A 15,094-nucleotide genomic window follows, 5' to 3' on the forward strand; every position below is an offset into this window, starting at 1 on the left:
AAAGAGGGATTGCTTTAACCATCATACGCCTCTGTAATATTCCAATACCCGAACCCTTAATAAATATTCATATTTGGCATTGGATAAATTGATCATGGCATTATCCATATTGTTTTTACTGGTGAGGTAGGCTACGATATTGGAAACTCCATTATTGAATCGGATTTCATTAATTCGAAACGATTCATCAAAGGCCTCTGATTGTTTTTTATAGATGTGGTACCGTTCGAGCGCCGATTCCATTTTTATATACGCCTGCTCAATAGCATTTTTAAATTGAAGTGTGGTGCTTTGCAGGTCTATTTTAGCCGATTCAAGCTTTATCTTTTCCAGGGCCACGTTATTTTTTGATTGAAATCCGTTTAATAGCGGAATCGTAACGGCAACCCCAAAAGAGGTATAGACATTATTTTTAATTTGATCCATATAACGGATGTCCTCTCCAAAAAAAATTGTTTCATTCGTCAGTACCGGATAGTCGGTACCATTCACGGTAACGAACCCGCCGGTTTCTGCTATTGAAGTACCTGTTTCCGTAAAGAACTGGGCAGCGCTTGAATAATTAGTGTTTAACTGACCGAATAGGGAGATTTTGGGAATGTAGCCGGATCTTGCTGCTTTTATACCACTTTCGGCGGCATCTAACCGAAATTGTTTTGCTTTAAAGGTCGCCATGTTTGCCAAAGCATCGGAGAATACTTCATCGGCGGTATACGGATATTCCTTAATGATGTCGGTAACGGGTATCGAAACAAAATCAACATCGGTGTCCATAGCGGTATTTAATAACTGAAATAGGTTTAGTTTGGCTTCTTTTAAGCTGTTTCGGGCATTTATCACACTGGTCATATCCAAAGCAAGTTGCCCCTGCATATCGGTATAATCGGCGGGGTTGCCGAATTCTTCTTCGTACAGGGACTCCAATCGCTTTAATTGATTTCTGGTAGTTTCCAGTCGGGATTTCGCCAACGTTAACAAATCCCGGTTGTTTAAGATCTGAAGATAGGTCAGGGTTACCTCCAAAATTAAATTTTGCCTTTGTTCTGCTACCTCCATTGCTGCGGCATTTAAACTATATCTTCTTTGCCGGATGCTGTTTAAAAGCCTAAACCCGTTAAAAACGGTAAAGTTAAGGTTCAGTCCGGCATTGGAAAAGGTTAACTTTTGATCCACATAATCATTGGTATAGGGGTCAATACTGCGCCCGTTACTAACCCCTAGATTGTAATTGGCATTCAAGGTAGGCAACAGGGCCGCTTTTGATTGGTTGAAATTAACCTGTGAGGCATCTTTTGATAACGTTGATTTTTTTAAGTCCAGGTTATTATCCAAGGCCATTTCAATACAATATTCCAAGGTCAAGGGCGCTTGCACCTTCTCTTGCGCATACAGTTGAATGCCCATGAGGATGCCTATATAAATAATATGCTTGTTTATCATGATTTTTATTATTTTGTTTAAATAAATGCATGAAAAATGCTTCTTCCGTTGGGTTTCAACAGAAGTACGATGAGATGAGCGCATACAACGAATGAAAAATGTATGTTCCCAAAATGGTTATTTGCTTATGATTCTTCCATCTAATAATTCAAGGATTTGCGAGCCGTAAGCAGCATTTTTTTCGGAATGTGTTACTTGTACGACCGTAACACCGTCTTCTTGGTTTAACCGTTTAAAAAGTTCCATGATTTCCGCTCCTTGTTTTGAATTAAGGTTTCCGGTGGGCTCGTCGGCCAGTAAAAGTTTTGGTTTGCTTATCAATGCCCGGGCAACACCTACCAATTGCTGTTGGCCGCCACTTAATTGAGCAGGAAATAAATCTTTCTTTCCGACGATATTAAAGCGGTCCAACATATCGGATACCAGTGCTTTCCTTTCAGGGGAACTCACTTTTTTATAAAGTAACGGGGTTTCTATATTTTCATAAACGGTGAGTTCGTCGATTAAATGATAGGCCTGAAAAACAAAACCGATATGCTCCTTGTATAACCGCGACCTGTATTTTTCTTTTAATTGATGCACGGGCTGCCCGTTGAAATAATAATCCCCTTCATCGAAAGTATCGAGCATTCCCAAGATATTAAGCAAGGTGGATTTTCCTGATCCGGAAGGTCCCATGACCGAAATAAAAGCGCCTTGCTCGATTTTGAGGTTGATGTCTTTCAAGAGAAAGAAACGGTTCCCCCCGGAGTTTACCCATTTAAAAATATTTTTAAGTTCTATTAGCATGTTTTATTTGATTTTAATGTTGTTATTGGTGTTTTGACTTTCGGCTATCGGTATCCGGGGCTTTTGCCACGCCCCTTATTCGGTACGTAAACTTTTTGCAGGGTTTTGCAAGGCCGCTCCGATGGTTTTAGTGCCGATGGTTGCAATGGCAATAACCAACACAATACCACCGGCAAAAAGGAAGGTCAAAACACTTAGGTCTATTCGGTATACGTATCCTTGTAACCATTGAAAACTAAACCACCAAGCTAGGGGGGCGGCAATTAAAAAGGCTATCCCGACCAACTTTAAGAATTCCTTGCCCAACAGGATGGTAATTGTAGCGACACTCGCTCCCACGACTTTTCGGATCCCGATTTCCTTCCTTCGTTGATTGACCACGAGCAATGACATGGCAAACAGCCCCACACAGCTTAAAATGACAGCTAGGATGGAACCACTACCGATCATTTTGGTCATCAAACGTTCCTTTATGAGGGTGCGGTCTATATTTTCATCCAGAAAAGAGCCCAGGAATTCGGCATTGGGCTCAATTTTTGCCCAAGCTCTTTCTATTCGGTCCATGGATTGCAAAGGATTGCTGCCCGATACTTTAACATACACATTACGCATGTTCCATTTGGGGTTAAGAAACAGCGTCAGGGGCGCAATGGTTTTATCAAAACCTTGGAAATTAAAGTCCTTGACCACCCCGATTACGGAATAACGCACGGTGTCATTGAGAATTATATGTGCCCGTAAGGGGTCTTTTTCCTGTAACGCATCTGCCATGGCCTGATTGATGACCAGTCCCAAACTGTCACTTTTATGGTCCCTGCTGAAAGAACGCCCTTTTAAAAGCTGCAAATCCAGGGTTTCTGTATAATCATGATCTACGATCAGGATATTGGTAGTTACGCCGCGCCCTTTGTAATCAAACCCCATTGCGCTGGTAGAAGATGTGCCGTCTTTCCCTAATCCTAAAATATTATTGGATGCCGTGATGTTGACAATCCCCGGGGTATTGGCAAGTTCATTTCGCAATAACTGCATCGCTTGGGCATCTTCTCTTTTTCCGTTTAGCGGAAAGGCAATGACCTGTTCTTTGTTAAAGCCCACATCTTTGCTCCGCATATACTCCAGTTGATCCCATAAGATCATGGTACCACTGATAAGGAGAATGGTAATTCCGAACTGTACTATCAAAAGGCCATCCCGCAAACGGTTTTTACCGGAGGCCTCCATTTTTCCCTTCAAACTCTGAAGGATGCCTAGTTTGGTCATGAACAGAGCGGGATAACCTCCGGCAATAAGGGTAATTACCACAACCCCTGTAAAAAAGGCAAAAATGGTCAACGGGCCCATTACATTAGTGAATGAGGCAGCTGTTCTAAAAACGGTTTGGAACTGTCCGCATAATAAATGGGCCAGCCCTATTCCCATGAGAACAGCCAACGAATAGATCAGGACACTCTCTCCCCAAAATTGAAAGAAGAGCTGAAACTTATTTGCCCCCAGGGTTTTTCGCATCCCTATCTCCCGAAGCCGTCCGGAACTTTTGGCAATGCTCATATTAATAAAGTTGGCACTTGCAATAAAGAGTATCAAAAAAGCAATGCCTAAAACCAGATAGGGATATAAACGGCTGGTCCTGGCAGTACCGTTTTTTTCGGTTGCAAAATGGATGTCTTTATAAGGTAAGAGCCGTTGTTGGATATATTGCCCATTCGTATCGGGCAGCACCCCGTCCCTTTTAAGATCGTTGATAAACTTCTCACGATGCAATGCCGTAAAACTTCTGGTGGCCTTTTCAAATTGCGATGGTTTTACCCCTTCGGAGAGTTTTAGATAAACCCTGTGATTGGATTTTTCCCAATTAGTTAGGTTATCGGCATATACAAAATCGGACTGATTTTTAAAGTTTAAGGCCAAATGGAACCGCATGGTGCTTTGCGTAGGAATGTCTTCTAAAATGGATGAAATGGTATAAGGCCGTTGCCGTCCTTGCTGTAGGATATTGACCGTTTTTCCCAAGGCATTTTCTTCCCCGAATAAGGTTTTAGCCGTTTTTTGGGTAATAACAATGCTCGATTCATCTTCAACTAAATGCTGCTCGTTCCCTTTAATTACCGGAAAACTAAAAATGGAAAAAAAGTCGGGATCTACATAGGCGGCTTCCATCCTTAACTGTTTATCCCCGTAAGTTACCAGTACATTGCCTCCGTTATATTTGGTGATTTTTTCAACGCCCGGTACTTCTTTTTGAAGTGCCAGTGCAAAAGGAATCGGTTTGGCAGTGCTCACTTCGGGACCGTCAGGGGATTGCGCTGTCGTGTAGACATTATATATGCGGTCGATATTTTCATGGAAGCGATCATAAGAAAGCTCGAAAAGGGCATATATACTTAATAAAATGGCTACGGTAAAGGCCACAGTAAGCCCTAACATATTAAGTCCGGTAAAGGTTTTATCTTTCCAGAGGTTCCGTAGGGCTATTTTAAGATAATTCTTGATCATACTGCTTCGTTTTTTGATGTTTTACTCGGTTCTAAGGTTTTGCGATGGTTTTTCAAGAGCGGCCTTGAGGGTAAGGAAGCTCATGGTGATCATGGCGATGCATACAATGATTAAACTCCCAATAACAAATACTTTCCCGCTTAAATCGATACGGTAAACATAGCCTCTGAGCCATTGATCCAATCCGTACCATACCACAGGAACCGCAACTAATACGGCCAGAATAATTAGCAGGATTGCCTCTTTTGAAAGCAATACTAAGATCTGGGTTACGGATGCCCCCAGTACTTTTCGTACACTTATTTCTTTAACCCTGTGTTGAACCATGTACATTATCAGACCGAAAAGCCCCAGACAGGATAAAAGGATAATGATACCTCCAAAGACCTGTATAAAGGTTTGCAATTTTGCTTCCGCTCTGAACTCTTTCTCCAAGCCGTCTTTCACCCAAGAGAGGTTAAAACTGTTGTTGGGATAAAATTCTTGGTAGGCAGCCTTGACTTTATTGATGACACGCGTAGAGGCCCCCGAAGATAATCGCATCAATAAATACCCGGAATGTGCATCTTTCGATAAGGAAATAACCGTTGGCAGCATCGGACTTCTCAGCGATTGATTGTGAAAGTCCTTCACAATGCCAACCGGAATGGCATCCAAGTGCTTATTGGGCTTATTCAATTCAGCAATCCCGAATCGCTTTGCGGTAGATTGTGTTATTAAAATTGGATTAGCAATGGGATTTGCTACGGTATCATTTTCAGAAGTATTCGAAGGGCCGCCAAGAGAAGGGTCGTCCAGATTTCGCCCTTGAACAAGGTGTAATCTTAGGGTCTTTGATAAATCCTTATCGCCGTTTATAAACCATACCTTTACTTTGTTATTGGAATTCATGGGGTCTTCCATTTCCATGCTGCCCGTTCCACCGTTTTCGGGAAGGTACCACCGGGAAATACTGACCTGTTCCACCTCCGGTATTCGTAGCAGTTCATTTTTAAAAAATGCGGCCTTGCTGCCATATTCGGTATAATCAAGCCTGACTAAGTTTTCCGCTTCATAGCCCAAATCTTTACCGAATAAATAATTCATTTGTTCATGAACGGTCAGGGAAGCAATCAAAACCCCCGAAGTAATGGCAAATTGCAAAATCACCAATGTTTTTTGAAAGACCACATTTCTTCTCTTTACCTCATGTCCTTTACTGACGGTTACATGTGGATCCGGTTTGGAAAGCAGTATGGCAGGGTATATTCCGGTTATGACACTTAACAGGAATAATGCAATGACACTCGTATAAACGGAAGGGGCGTGATTCAATAAATTCATGGAAAGCGGATGCCCTATAAAAGATTCCACGATCGGTAATAAAAACAGATACAGCACAAGGCTTGCACAAAAACTGATGAAAAAAAACAAAACAGATTCACACAGATACTGTACAAACAGCACCTTTCTGTCGGCACCTAGAATTTTACGAACTCCGGTTTCTTTGGCACGGACGTCTATTCTGGCGGTTGTCAGGTTAACGTAATTAATGCAGGCAATCAAAAGTAGTAAGATGGCAATCCCGCTGAGGACCTGGAGGTGCATTAAATTTCCCTTTGTCTTTTGCGAAGTGATGGCCCCGGATTTTAAATACACCTCTTGTAACGGCTGAAGGGAAAATTCCAGATTCCAGCTCGTGCCCTTCATTTTCTGGTAAAACCAGGTGTTTAACTGCTTGGCGACTTGCGTGGGCGATGCATCATGACGGAGCAGGAAAAATTGTTGGGTCCAAGTACTTGCCCCCCTTGGATTTAAAACATTATTGCCGGAATTTAATTTCTCCACAACGATCGCCTCTGATTGAAAAAAGGAATTTGTGGGCAATGTTTCTATAACGCCTGTTATTAAGTAATTTTTGGCTGTTTCATAATTGGAGACACTTTTAATGACCTGACCCACCGGATCGGTGTTTGGAAAAAACTGCTCCTTTAATTTTTGCGTAATAATTAAATTGGGATAGCCCTCTTTATAGACGCTGGGATTTCCGTTTAGCACTTTAAAGTTTAAGAGGTCCCATACCGTTTCCTCGGCATTGAGATACGTAATGGAAGTTTCCCCTGTTTTATTGAATTTAAATGCGCCCTCCTGGCTAACCATCCTGCAGTAATTTTCAAGTTCTGGAAAATCTTGTTTAAATTCCGGAGCGATCGGCACGGGTGCATATGCGGTCTTTGTATTGAAATTTTTATCCGTTGTAATTAAGCGGTAAATCCTGTTTGATTTTGACCAATTTCGATCATAGCTCAGTTCATTCAACACTACCGTAGCAATCAAAAGGCATGAGGTTAACCCCAAAGACAACCCGATAATACAGATCAAGGAATGGGTTTTGCGCTTCCATAGGTTCCGCCAGGCTATTTTCAGATAATTCTTGATCATACTGCTTTGTTTTTTGATGTTTTATTCGGTTCGTAAACTCTTTACAGGGTTGGCCAGCGCTGCTTTAACGGACTGAAAACCAACGGTGACTGCTGTTATGCACAGGGCAATAACCCCTGCCAATAGAAACATCCACCATTTAATGGCGATGCGATATGCAAAGTCCTGCAGCCATTTGTCCATGACATACCAGGCAATCGGGAATGCGATCAGGCAGGCCAATAAAACCAGTTTTATAAAATCCTTTGATAATAAATAGGCAATCTTTCCAACCCCGGCCCCCAGGGTTTTACGGATTCCGATTTCTTTTATACGTTTTCTGGCCATCAAGGAAATTAACCCGAACATGCCCAAAGATGAGATGAGAATGGTCAGGAAAGCAACATAGTTCACCGTGCCCAGGATTCCTTCCAAGAGTTTGTATTGCCCGTGTATACGACTGTCAAGCAATTCATAGTCAAATGCATGTCTGGAGGGGATTTGATCAAAGGACTTCTTTAACGTATTTAAAACCACCGTTTCCTTTCCCGGGGTTGTTTTTATGCTTAAATACCTGTTATTGTATCCAAGACCACGCTTTCCGCCGTAATAATGCAAAATAGGCTCGACGCTTTTTTGCATGTCCTGATAATGGAAATCTTCCATGACCCCGATGACATTATAGGTTTCTTCCGCTCCGCCTTTTTCTGTCAATTGCTTGTTTTTAATGTCTTTCCATCCCAAGGCCTCCATGGCCTTTTTGTTGATCATAACCGAGTTGTTTTCAGAGGCGTCTCTTCGTTCATCAAATTCCCTGCCCTGAATGAGCGGAATCCCAAATGTTTTGGAATAACCGGTTCCCGTAAATCCTTTACGGATATTGAGTTCGGCTTTTGTTACCGGATCATAGAAATCATTGTAATTATAATGGTAGGCCGTAGGAATCACTTCGGTGGTAGCGAAACCCTGTACATAGGGATTGTTCTTTAATTGCTCCAGTAAAATTTGAATTCGTGAGTTTGCAGCTTCCCTGTCCTTAAAATCTAAATTTAATTTTACAATACTTACCCCTTGCGCGTCATAACCAAGGGGGACGTTCTGCATGTAGTGTATCTGATTGTTTAAGATCAATGCCGTACATATAAAAATAATGGCCAGCGCAAATTGAACCGTGATAAAGGCATTGCGTACAAAAAAACTGTTTTTGGAGTTGTGTATCTTTCCCTTGATAGCCGTAACGACCGGAAAAGAAATAATTTTAAGCGTTGGCAGGACCCCGACTGTCAAAGTGATTAAAAGCCCGATAAGGAAATAGCCAAAAAGCAAGGGATAATCGCTGCCTAAATTAAAATGGATGTTTCCAAACCTGAATCCGTAAATAGCATTCATGGCCGGCAAAAGCACTTGAACGAATAAAATTCCGGCAAGCAGGAGCGCGGTAAAGACAAGGATTCCGTTTTCAATACAAAACTGCATAATGAGACTGCGTTTACCGCTTCCTATGATTTTACGCACGGCCAACTCTTTATGGCGGTTGTATATAATGGAGGTGTTTAAATTCAAAAGGTTTATTACCACGATTAACAGAATGAAAAAGATCGTGGCCAGGGAACCTTTTATTATTTTTCCGACCGTGGGATTGTAACCTTCCCGGTAATTTAAAAAAGAGTCAAGTCTTAATTTTTTAAGGCCCTCGGTGTTTTGATAGTTTCTCATGGCAATGTCGAGAACAGTGTGCTCAAGAGCCTCGATATCAGTATCTTTTTTCACCCTTAAATAGTTCGTTGCAAAGGTGTTGTACCAATCGGCCCCTTGCTTAAACCCGGGGTTTAATTCGAGCAACGCCGTTGGCAGTAAAACATCAAACGCTACCGAAGAATAAGGATTTATAGGCTTAAAAACACCTTGTACCGTTAAATTTAAGCTGTCGTCTGCCTGAATGGTCTGCCCCACCGGATTGATATCTCCAAACAATTGCCGGGAAACTTCTTCTGAAATAACAATATCGTATTTGTTTTTTAATGCAGTTTTTGAATTTCCGTATTTTAAGGGTAGTGTAAAAACTTTAAAGAAACTTGTATCTACATATTTTGTGTTTTTTTGCGTTTCGATGTCTTTTACTTTTAACCAAGGCCAATTCCAGCCCTGTATATGAGTGGCTCCTATAACCTCCGGAGCGGAATGTACAATTTCCCCTAAGAGCGGATAGGTAGTTTGATCGGAGACATTTCCATTGGTTTCAACGGTTTTTAGCGTATATAGGGCCTCTTTATTTTCTATAAAGGCATCGGCGCTGTGATAGGCATACACGCCAAAACCCAATGTCATGATACTGGCCAATCCCACGGTAAGCCCCACAAAATTTAAAGCCGTTGAAAGCCTGTTTTTCCATAGATGCCGGAATGCTATTTTAAAATAATTCTTGATCATGATGCTTTGTTTTACTCAGTTCTCAGGTTTTTTGTAGGGTTTGTCAATGCTGCCTTCATCGAATGGAAACCAATGGTGATTAGCGCGAGAAATAACGCGATAACACCAGCTATGACAAACATCCACCATTGGATGTTGATACGGAAAGCAAAATCTTTGAGCCATTGGTTCATTGCCAGCCATGATATGGGTATGGCTATTAAAAAAGCAATTCCTATTAATTTTAAAAACTCTTGGGATACAAGGTTGACTACCTTTGATACCGAAGCTCCGAGTATTTTTCTAATACTTATTTCACGTTTTCGTTGAATGATACTATAGGCGGTTAGTCCTAAAAGGCCTAAACAGGAAATTGTAATGGCCAAAATGGCAAACCATAAAAAGAGGGTTCCAAAACGTTGTTCGCTGCGATATTGCTTATCCAAAAGCTGGTCTAGAAAATAAAAATCGAACGGCTCTTCTGGAAATGCTATTTCCCATTGTCTTTTGATCTGGGATATTGATTTTTCAATGGTATTTGCTTTTATTTTAGCAGTAATCAGATTTAGTCGCGTTTGTTCAATCCGCATACTTAAAGGTTCAATCTGTTGTTGTAAGGAATTAAAATTAAAATTTTTTACAACCCCTATTATTTGTCCTTCACGACCCCATTGCTTAAACCTTGCTCCCAGAGCACTTTCAGGGCTTGTATAACCCAACAACTCCACTGCAGCTTCGTTCACTATCATCGCCTGTGTCGAATCGGAAGCAAAGTCCCTGGAAAAGCCTCTGCCGCTTATAAGCTCGATATCGAGTTGAGAGAGGTAGTCAAAATCGACAAAATATAAGTTGACAACTGTTTGTAGTAGATCCCCGTCTTTGTTTTCTAATTGAGAAAGGGCTTCTGAATTGTCACCCCCCGGGACACTTGAAGAACTACTGGTACTAATAATACCGGGAAGTTGATTAATGGCATCCTTAAAGGCTTTTTGAGCCGGGGATACCTGTGTCTCCATAACCAATACCTGCTCCTTATTAAAACCGAGTTCCTGACTGCGCATATAGTCGGTCTGCATATAAATAACAATCGTTCCGATAATCAGCGTAATCGAAATGACAAACTGCAGTACAACCAAGCCCTTTCTTAAGGCGACCCCTCGACTGCTCTTAGAAAAGGACCCTTTTAGCACATTTACTGGATCATAAGAGGTCAATACCAAAGCAGGATAGGCGCCTGCCATAAGGCCTACCGCTATAGAAAAAAGAAATAAAATAATGATTTGATTGGGGTTTGAAAAAATACCTTCGCTAATGACCTTGCCTGCCAATACATTAAAGGATGGTAATAGCGCCTTGAGTATAACCAGTGAAACCAAAAAAGCCAAAACACTGATAATAGCAGATTCCCCTAGAAATTGATGGCCTAATTGTTTTTTACTCGCACCCACCACTTTGCGAATGCCGACTTCTCTGGCACGTTCTACGGAGCGTGCCGTGGTTAGGTTGATAAAATTGATACAGGCTATTAAAAGGATGAAAACGGCAATAATCGAAAAAACATATATGTTATGGATGTTCCCGGTAACAGGACCACCTCTGGTTGCATGCATATATATTTCTTTGAGGGGAACTAATAGCAAGTCAATATACATTTTGGAGGCTTCCATTTGTTTTTCGAAATTTTGCTTCATAAATAAAGGAAACTTCGATTCTAATTGGGCTACATCCACATTGGGTTTGAGCAGCACATAGGCATAAGGTTCGAAATTACCCCAGTCAGTGTCTAAATCTTTGTCTAAAACTTGGGTAAATGTGGTCATTGACAAGAGCATGTCTGCTTTTATATGGGAGTTCCCGGGAATGTCCTTCATAATGCCCGTAACTTTAGCCTGGAAACCCTTATCGAGTATCTGCAACGATTTTCCCATTGGATTTTCATTTCCAAAATATTTTTTGGATGCGGTTTCAGATAGTACTACACTAAAGGGGGTTTTTAAGGCCTCTTTTTTATTGCCGGAGCGCAGCTTAAAATCAAAAACTTCAAAAAAGCCGGAATCAACCGCTATGGCATTATTCTCCCTGAACTTCAGGTGATTGTTACGCACAGTCAACGGCATATATAAGATACGTACCGCCGACTGAATTTCAGGGAATTGAGATGCCAATAGAGGAGGGGTTGCCCAGTCCGGCTTATTGGCTTGATTTTCTTTGGAATTAATTTCGATATCCGAAGCCACCCTGTAAATTCGTTCTCCTTTACTGTGAAAATTATCATAACTGAGCTCAAAATCGACATACATCAGTATCAGAAATCCTGCAGTAAAACCAATGGCCAAACCAAAGATATTCAACAAAGAAAACCCGCGGCGTTTCCAGAGATTTCTAAATGCTATTTTAAAATAATTCTTGATCATGATTTCTATAATTATTCCATTCGTAAACTTTGTACAGGGTTCTGTATTGCGGCTTTAATGCTTTGATAACCTACAGTGAGTACTGCTATTATTATTGCTATAGCGGCTGCCATGACCAGCACCCACCAGCCAATTTCTGTCCGATATGAAAAATCTTCCAGCCATTTGTTCATTACATACCATCCAATGGGCAACGAGACTAAAATAGCGATCCCTACCAGTTTTAAAAAATCAGCGGTAAGCCTGTAAGAAATCTGACTTACGCTTGCGCCCAATACTTTCCGTACCCCAATTTCTTTGGTTCGCTTTTCGGCATTGAATATAGCCAGGCCAAAAAGGCCCAGACAGGCAATAAGAATCGATAGTATGGTAAAAGTGATGAAAATTTTACCCAGACGACGTTCGGATTTATAGGTAGTATTAAACGATGCGTCCATAAAATTGTAGCTGAAAGGTTGCCCGGGGGCTACCTTCTTCCAGATATCCTCGATTTGTGCAATGGTGTTTGTAAAATCACCGGCGCTTAACTTTACAGCCATTCCATTGGCAAAATTTCCTAAAGACATACTTAAGGCCCCGATATCATTGCGGAGCGATTCGTAATGAAAGTTTTTTACCACGCCGATTACCGTATAAAATGAAGTGTTTTCTCCCTCTAAAACTTTAGTGACCCGCATTCCCAATGCTTCCTTGGGCTCCATGCCAAATAAGTTAAGGGCAGCTTCATTGATAATTATGGCCGTAGAATCAGCGCCAAAAGCACGATCAAAATCCCGCCCGGCAATAATTTTGAGATCCATGACCGAAACATAATCATAGTCTACGCCCCAGTCCTGCATACTTATCGAGTGCTCCGCACCGAGGGCCCCTTCTCTGTTGAATGATTCTTGGCTTCTATTGGAAGGAGTTGGAAAGAAACTGCTTACACTGGCATTTTGTACCCCCTTTAATTGCTTTACCCGCTGCTTAAAAGAATGAACCTGTCCGCCAGCAGCATACACATCTTGAAGGAGCAGCACCTGATCTTTTGAAAATCCCAGGTCTTTGCTCTGAATAAAACGCATTTGCTGATATACGACCAAGGTGCTTATTATTAAAAAGACGGATATGGCAAACTGAAAAATCACCAAAACGTTTCGCAATCGAGCTCCGCCTACATTTCCGCTTCCCTTTATAACCTTTACGGGAACGAATTTGGACATGAAAAAGGCAGGGTAACTACCGGAAAGTAAGCCCAGTAAAATAGTTGCTAAAAGCGCTACCGCCCAAAAGGAGGGATCCACAAAAGGAATAGCCAACGATTTACCCGATAGCTGCTTGAAATAAGGCATGCCAATCAATGCCATAATGAGGGCCATGACCATAGCTCCCAAGGCAATTAGGCAGGATTCGGTTAAAAATTGAATTCTAAGCTTGGCCTTGTTAGCACCGAGGGTTTTTCGAATACCTACTTCTTTTGCCCTTTTTAAAGAGCCTGCCGTAGACAAATTCATAAAATTGATACTGGCCAATACGATTAGAAATAAGGCAATAAAAGATAGGATGTAGATGTTTTGGATGCTATTGTTAGGGCTGATCTCTGCCGCCCTATTGGAGTGGAGCCGAATATCCTTAAGTGCGATGGTACTATAATTCAAATAACTGCCCGAGGCTAGCAACTGTTCTTCGGTAATCCCTGGAAAGACTTCCTGAATTCCCGGGATCACATACCTGCCTACAATAGCTTGTAAACGCTGTTGTATGTCGCTGGCATTTGTTCCGGGCATCAATTTGATGTAGGTCTGAAAATTATTACCGGCCCAATTGGGAACCCGGGCATCCCTATAACCGGTCATGGCCATAAATACCCCATAATCCCTTAGAAACGAATTTTTCGGAAAATCATCAATTATTCCGGTAACGGTATAGGTGTCACCATTATTTAAAATAAGGGGCTGTCCTACAGCATTATTAATGTCGAAATGTTTTTTAGCGGCAGTTTTGGTCAATATCAATGTGTTCGGCTCTTTTAAAGCCGTTTTTGGATCTCCGACCAACAAATCAATTCCGAACATGTTAAAAAAAGTGGAGTCCACATAGGTTGCATGTGTTTCCTTTACATTGATGACCGATCCTGTTTTTTTAAGAAGCATGGTTCCCACGGTCCGAAATCTCGTAGTCATTTCAACTTCCGGGATATCACTTCGAATGGCATCGGCCATAGGAGCGGTTACGGTCGCAAAATTATGGATGTCGCCTCCAAATTTCAGATCCGCGTTGATACGGTATATGCGATCGGCATCGACGAACATTCGGTCATAACTGAACTCATCATAAATGTATAATGAAACCAAGAGCCCCCCAGCCAGACCAATGGCCAGGCCAAAAATGTTCAGTATGGTGAAAAAGGGTTGGCTTTTAAGATTCCTCCATGCTATTTTAAAATAATTCTTGATCATAACTGGTCCTGATTGCTATGTTAGTGGTTTAGACCAAAACGTTTTCCGTTACTTTTTGCCCGTCCAGCATCCTGATGATACGGTGACTGAACTTGGCATCGTGTTCACTGTGTGTTACCATGATGATGGTGGTCCCTTGTTGGTTGAGGTCGGTAAGCAGGTCCATTACTTCATTTCCGTTACTGCTATCCAGGTTCCCCGTTGGCTCATCTGCGAGAATTAGTTTTGGGTTGTTCACCACGGCCCTTGCTACGGCTACCCGCTGTTGCTGGCCCCCGGAGAGTTGCTGCGGGAAATGTTTTCGCCGGTGCATGATCTGCATCTTCTCCAATACTTCGTGCACCCGTTTTTTTCTCTCTGACGGCTTTATGCCTGTATAGATCAGCGGGAGTTCGACATTTTCAAATACCGTAAGCTCATCGATGAGGTTAAAGCTTTGAAATACAAAACCGATGTTGTGCTTTCTCAGGTTCGATCTTTTACGCTCATTAAAGTCCGAGACCTCAATTCCGTTAAAAACAAAACTTCCTCCATCGAGGTCGTCTAAAAGCCCTAAAATGTTTAACAAGGTAGATTTTCCACATCCCGAAGGTCCCATCACAGCGACAAATTCCCCTTCCTTGACTTCAAAAGAAAGCTTGTTCAAGGCAACGGTTTGTACCTCTTCTGTTCGGTAAAATTTTTCTAAATCGGTGATTTTTATCATGA

General features: G+C 41.7%; 8 protein-coding genes. All 8 read right to left on the reverse strand.

Going from position 1 to position 15,094, the window contains the following annotated elements; genetic code table 11:
• Positions 1 to 21: 21 nt before the first annotated feature.
• A complete protein-coding gene (locus UXI14_RS04710; RefSeq protein ID WP_335965098.1) occupies positions 22 to 1,440 on the reverse strand; it encodes a TolC family protein in 1,419 nt (472 codons plus the stop codon).
• A 117-nt stretch (positions 1,441 to 1,557) separates the two neighbouring features.
• A complete protein-coding gene (locus tag UXI14_RS04715; protein WP_277900059.1) occupies positions 1,558 to 2,229 on the reverse strand; it encodes an ABC transporter ATP-binding protein in 672 nt (223 codons plus the stop codon).
• 75 nt (positions 2,230 to 2,304) lie between these two features.
• Positions 2,305 to 4,725, reverse strand: a complete 2,421-nt coding sequence (locus UXI14_RS04720; RefSeq protein ID WP_335965099.1) for an ABC transporter permease — start codon at positions 4,723 to 4,725, stop codon at positions 2,305 to 2,307.
• Positions 4,726 to 4,746: 21 nt separating this feature from the next.
• Positions 4,747 to 7,146, reverse strand: a complete 2,400-nt coding sequence (locus UXI14_RS04725; RefSeq protein WP_335965100.1) for an FtsX-like permease family protein — start codon at positions 7,144 to 7,146, stop codon at positions 4,747 to 4,749.
• 21 nt (positions 7,147 to 7,167) lie between these two features.
• Complete coding sequence (locus tag UXI14_RS04730; protein ID WP_335965101.1) at positions 7,168 to 9,555, reverse strand: ABC transporter permease; 2,388 nt, start codon at positions 9,553 to 9,555, stop codon at positions 7,168 to 7,170.
• An 11-nt stretch (positions 9,556 to 9,566) separates the two neighbouring features.
• Positions 9,567 to 11,948: an ABC transporter permease gene (locus tag UXI14_RS04735; RefSeq protein WP_335965102.1), complete on the reverse strand. Its 2,382-nt coding sequence runs from the start codon at positions 11,946 to 11,948 to the stop codon at positions 9,567 to 9,569.
• An 11-nt stretch (positions 11,949 to 11,959) separates the two neighbouring features.
• On the reverse strand, positions 11,960 to 14,386 hold the full coding sequence (locus UXI14_RS04740; RefSeq protein ID WP_335965103.1) for an ABC transporter permease: 2,427 nt from the start codon (positions 14,384 to 14,386) through the stop codon (positions 11,960 to 11,962).
• Positions 14,387 to 14,414: 28 nt separating this feature from the next.
• Complete coding sequence (locus UXI14_RS04745) at positions 14,415 to 15,092, reverse strand: ABC transporter ATP-binding protein (RefSeq protein ID WP_277900052.1); 678 nt, start codon at positions 15,090 to 15,092, stop codon at positions 14,415 to 14,417.
• Between the last annotated feature and the right edge of the window lie 2 nt (positions 15,093 to 15,094).

The organism is Galbibacter sp. PAP.153, from assembly GCF_037029175.1.
GTDB classification, from domain to species: domain Bacteria; phylum Bacteroidota; class Bacteroidia; order Flavobacteriales; family Flavobacteriaceae; genus Galbibacter; species Galbibacter pacificus.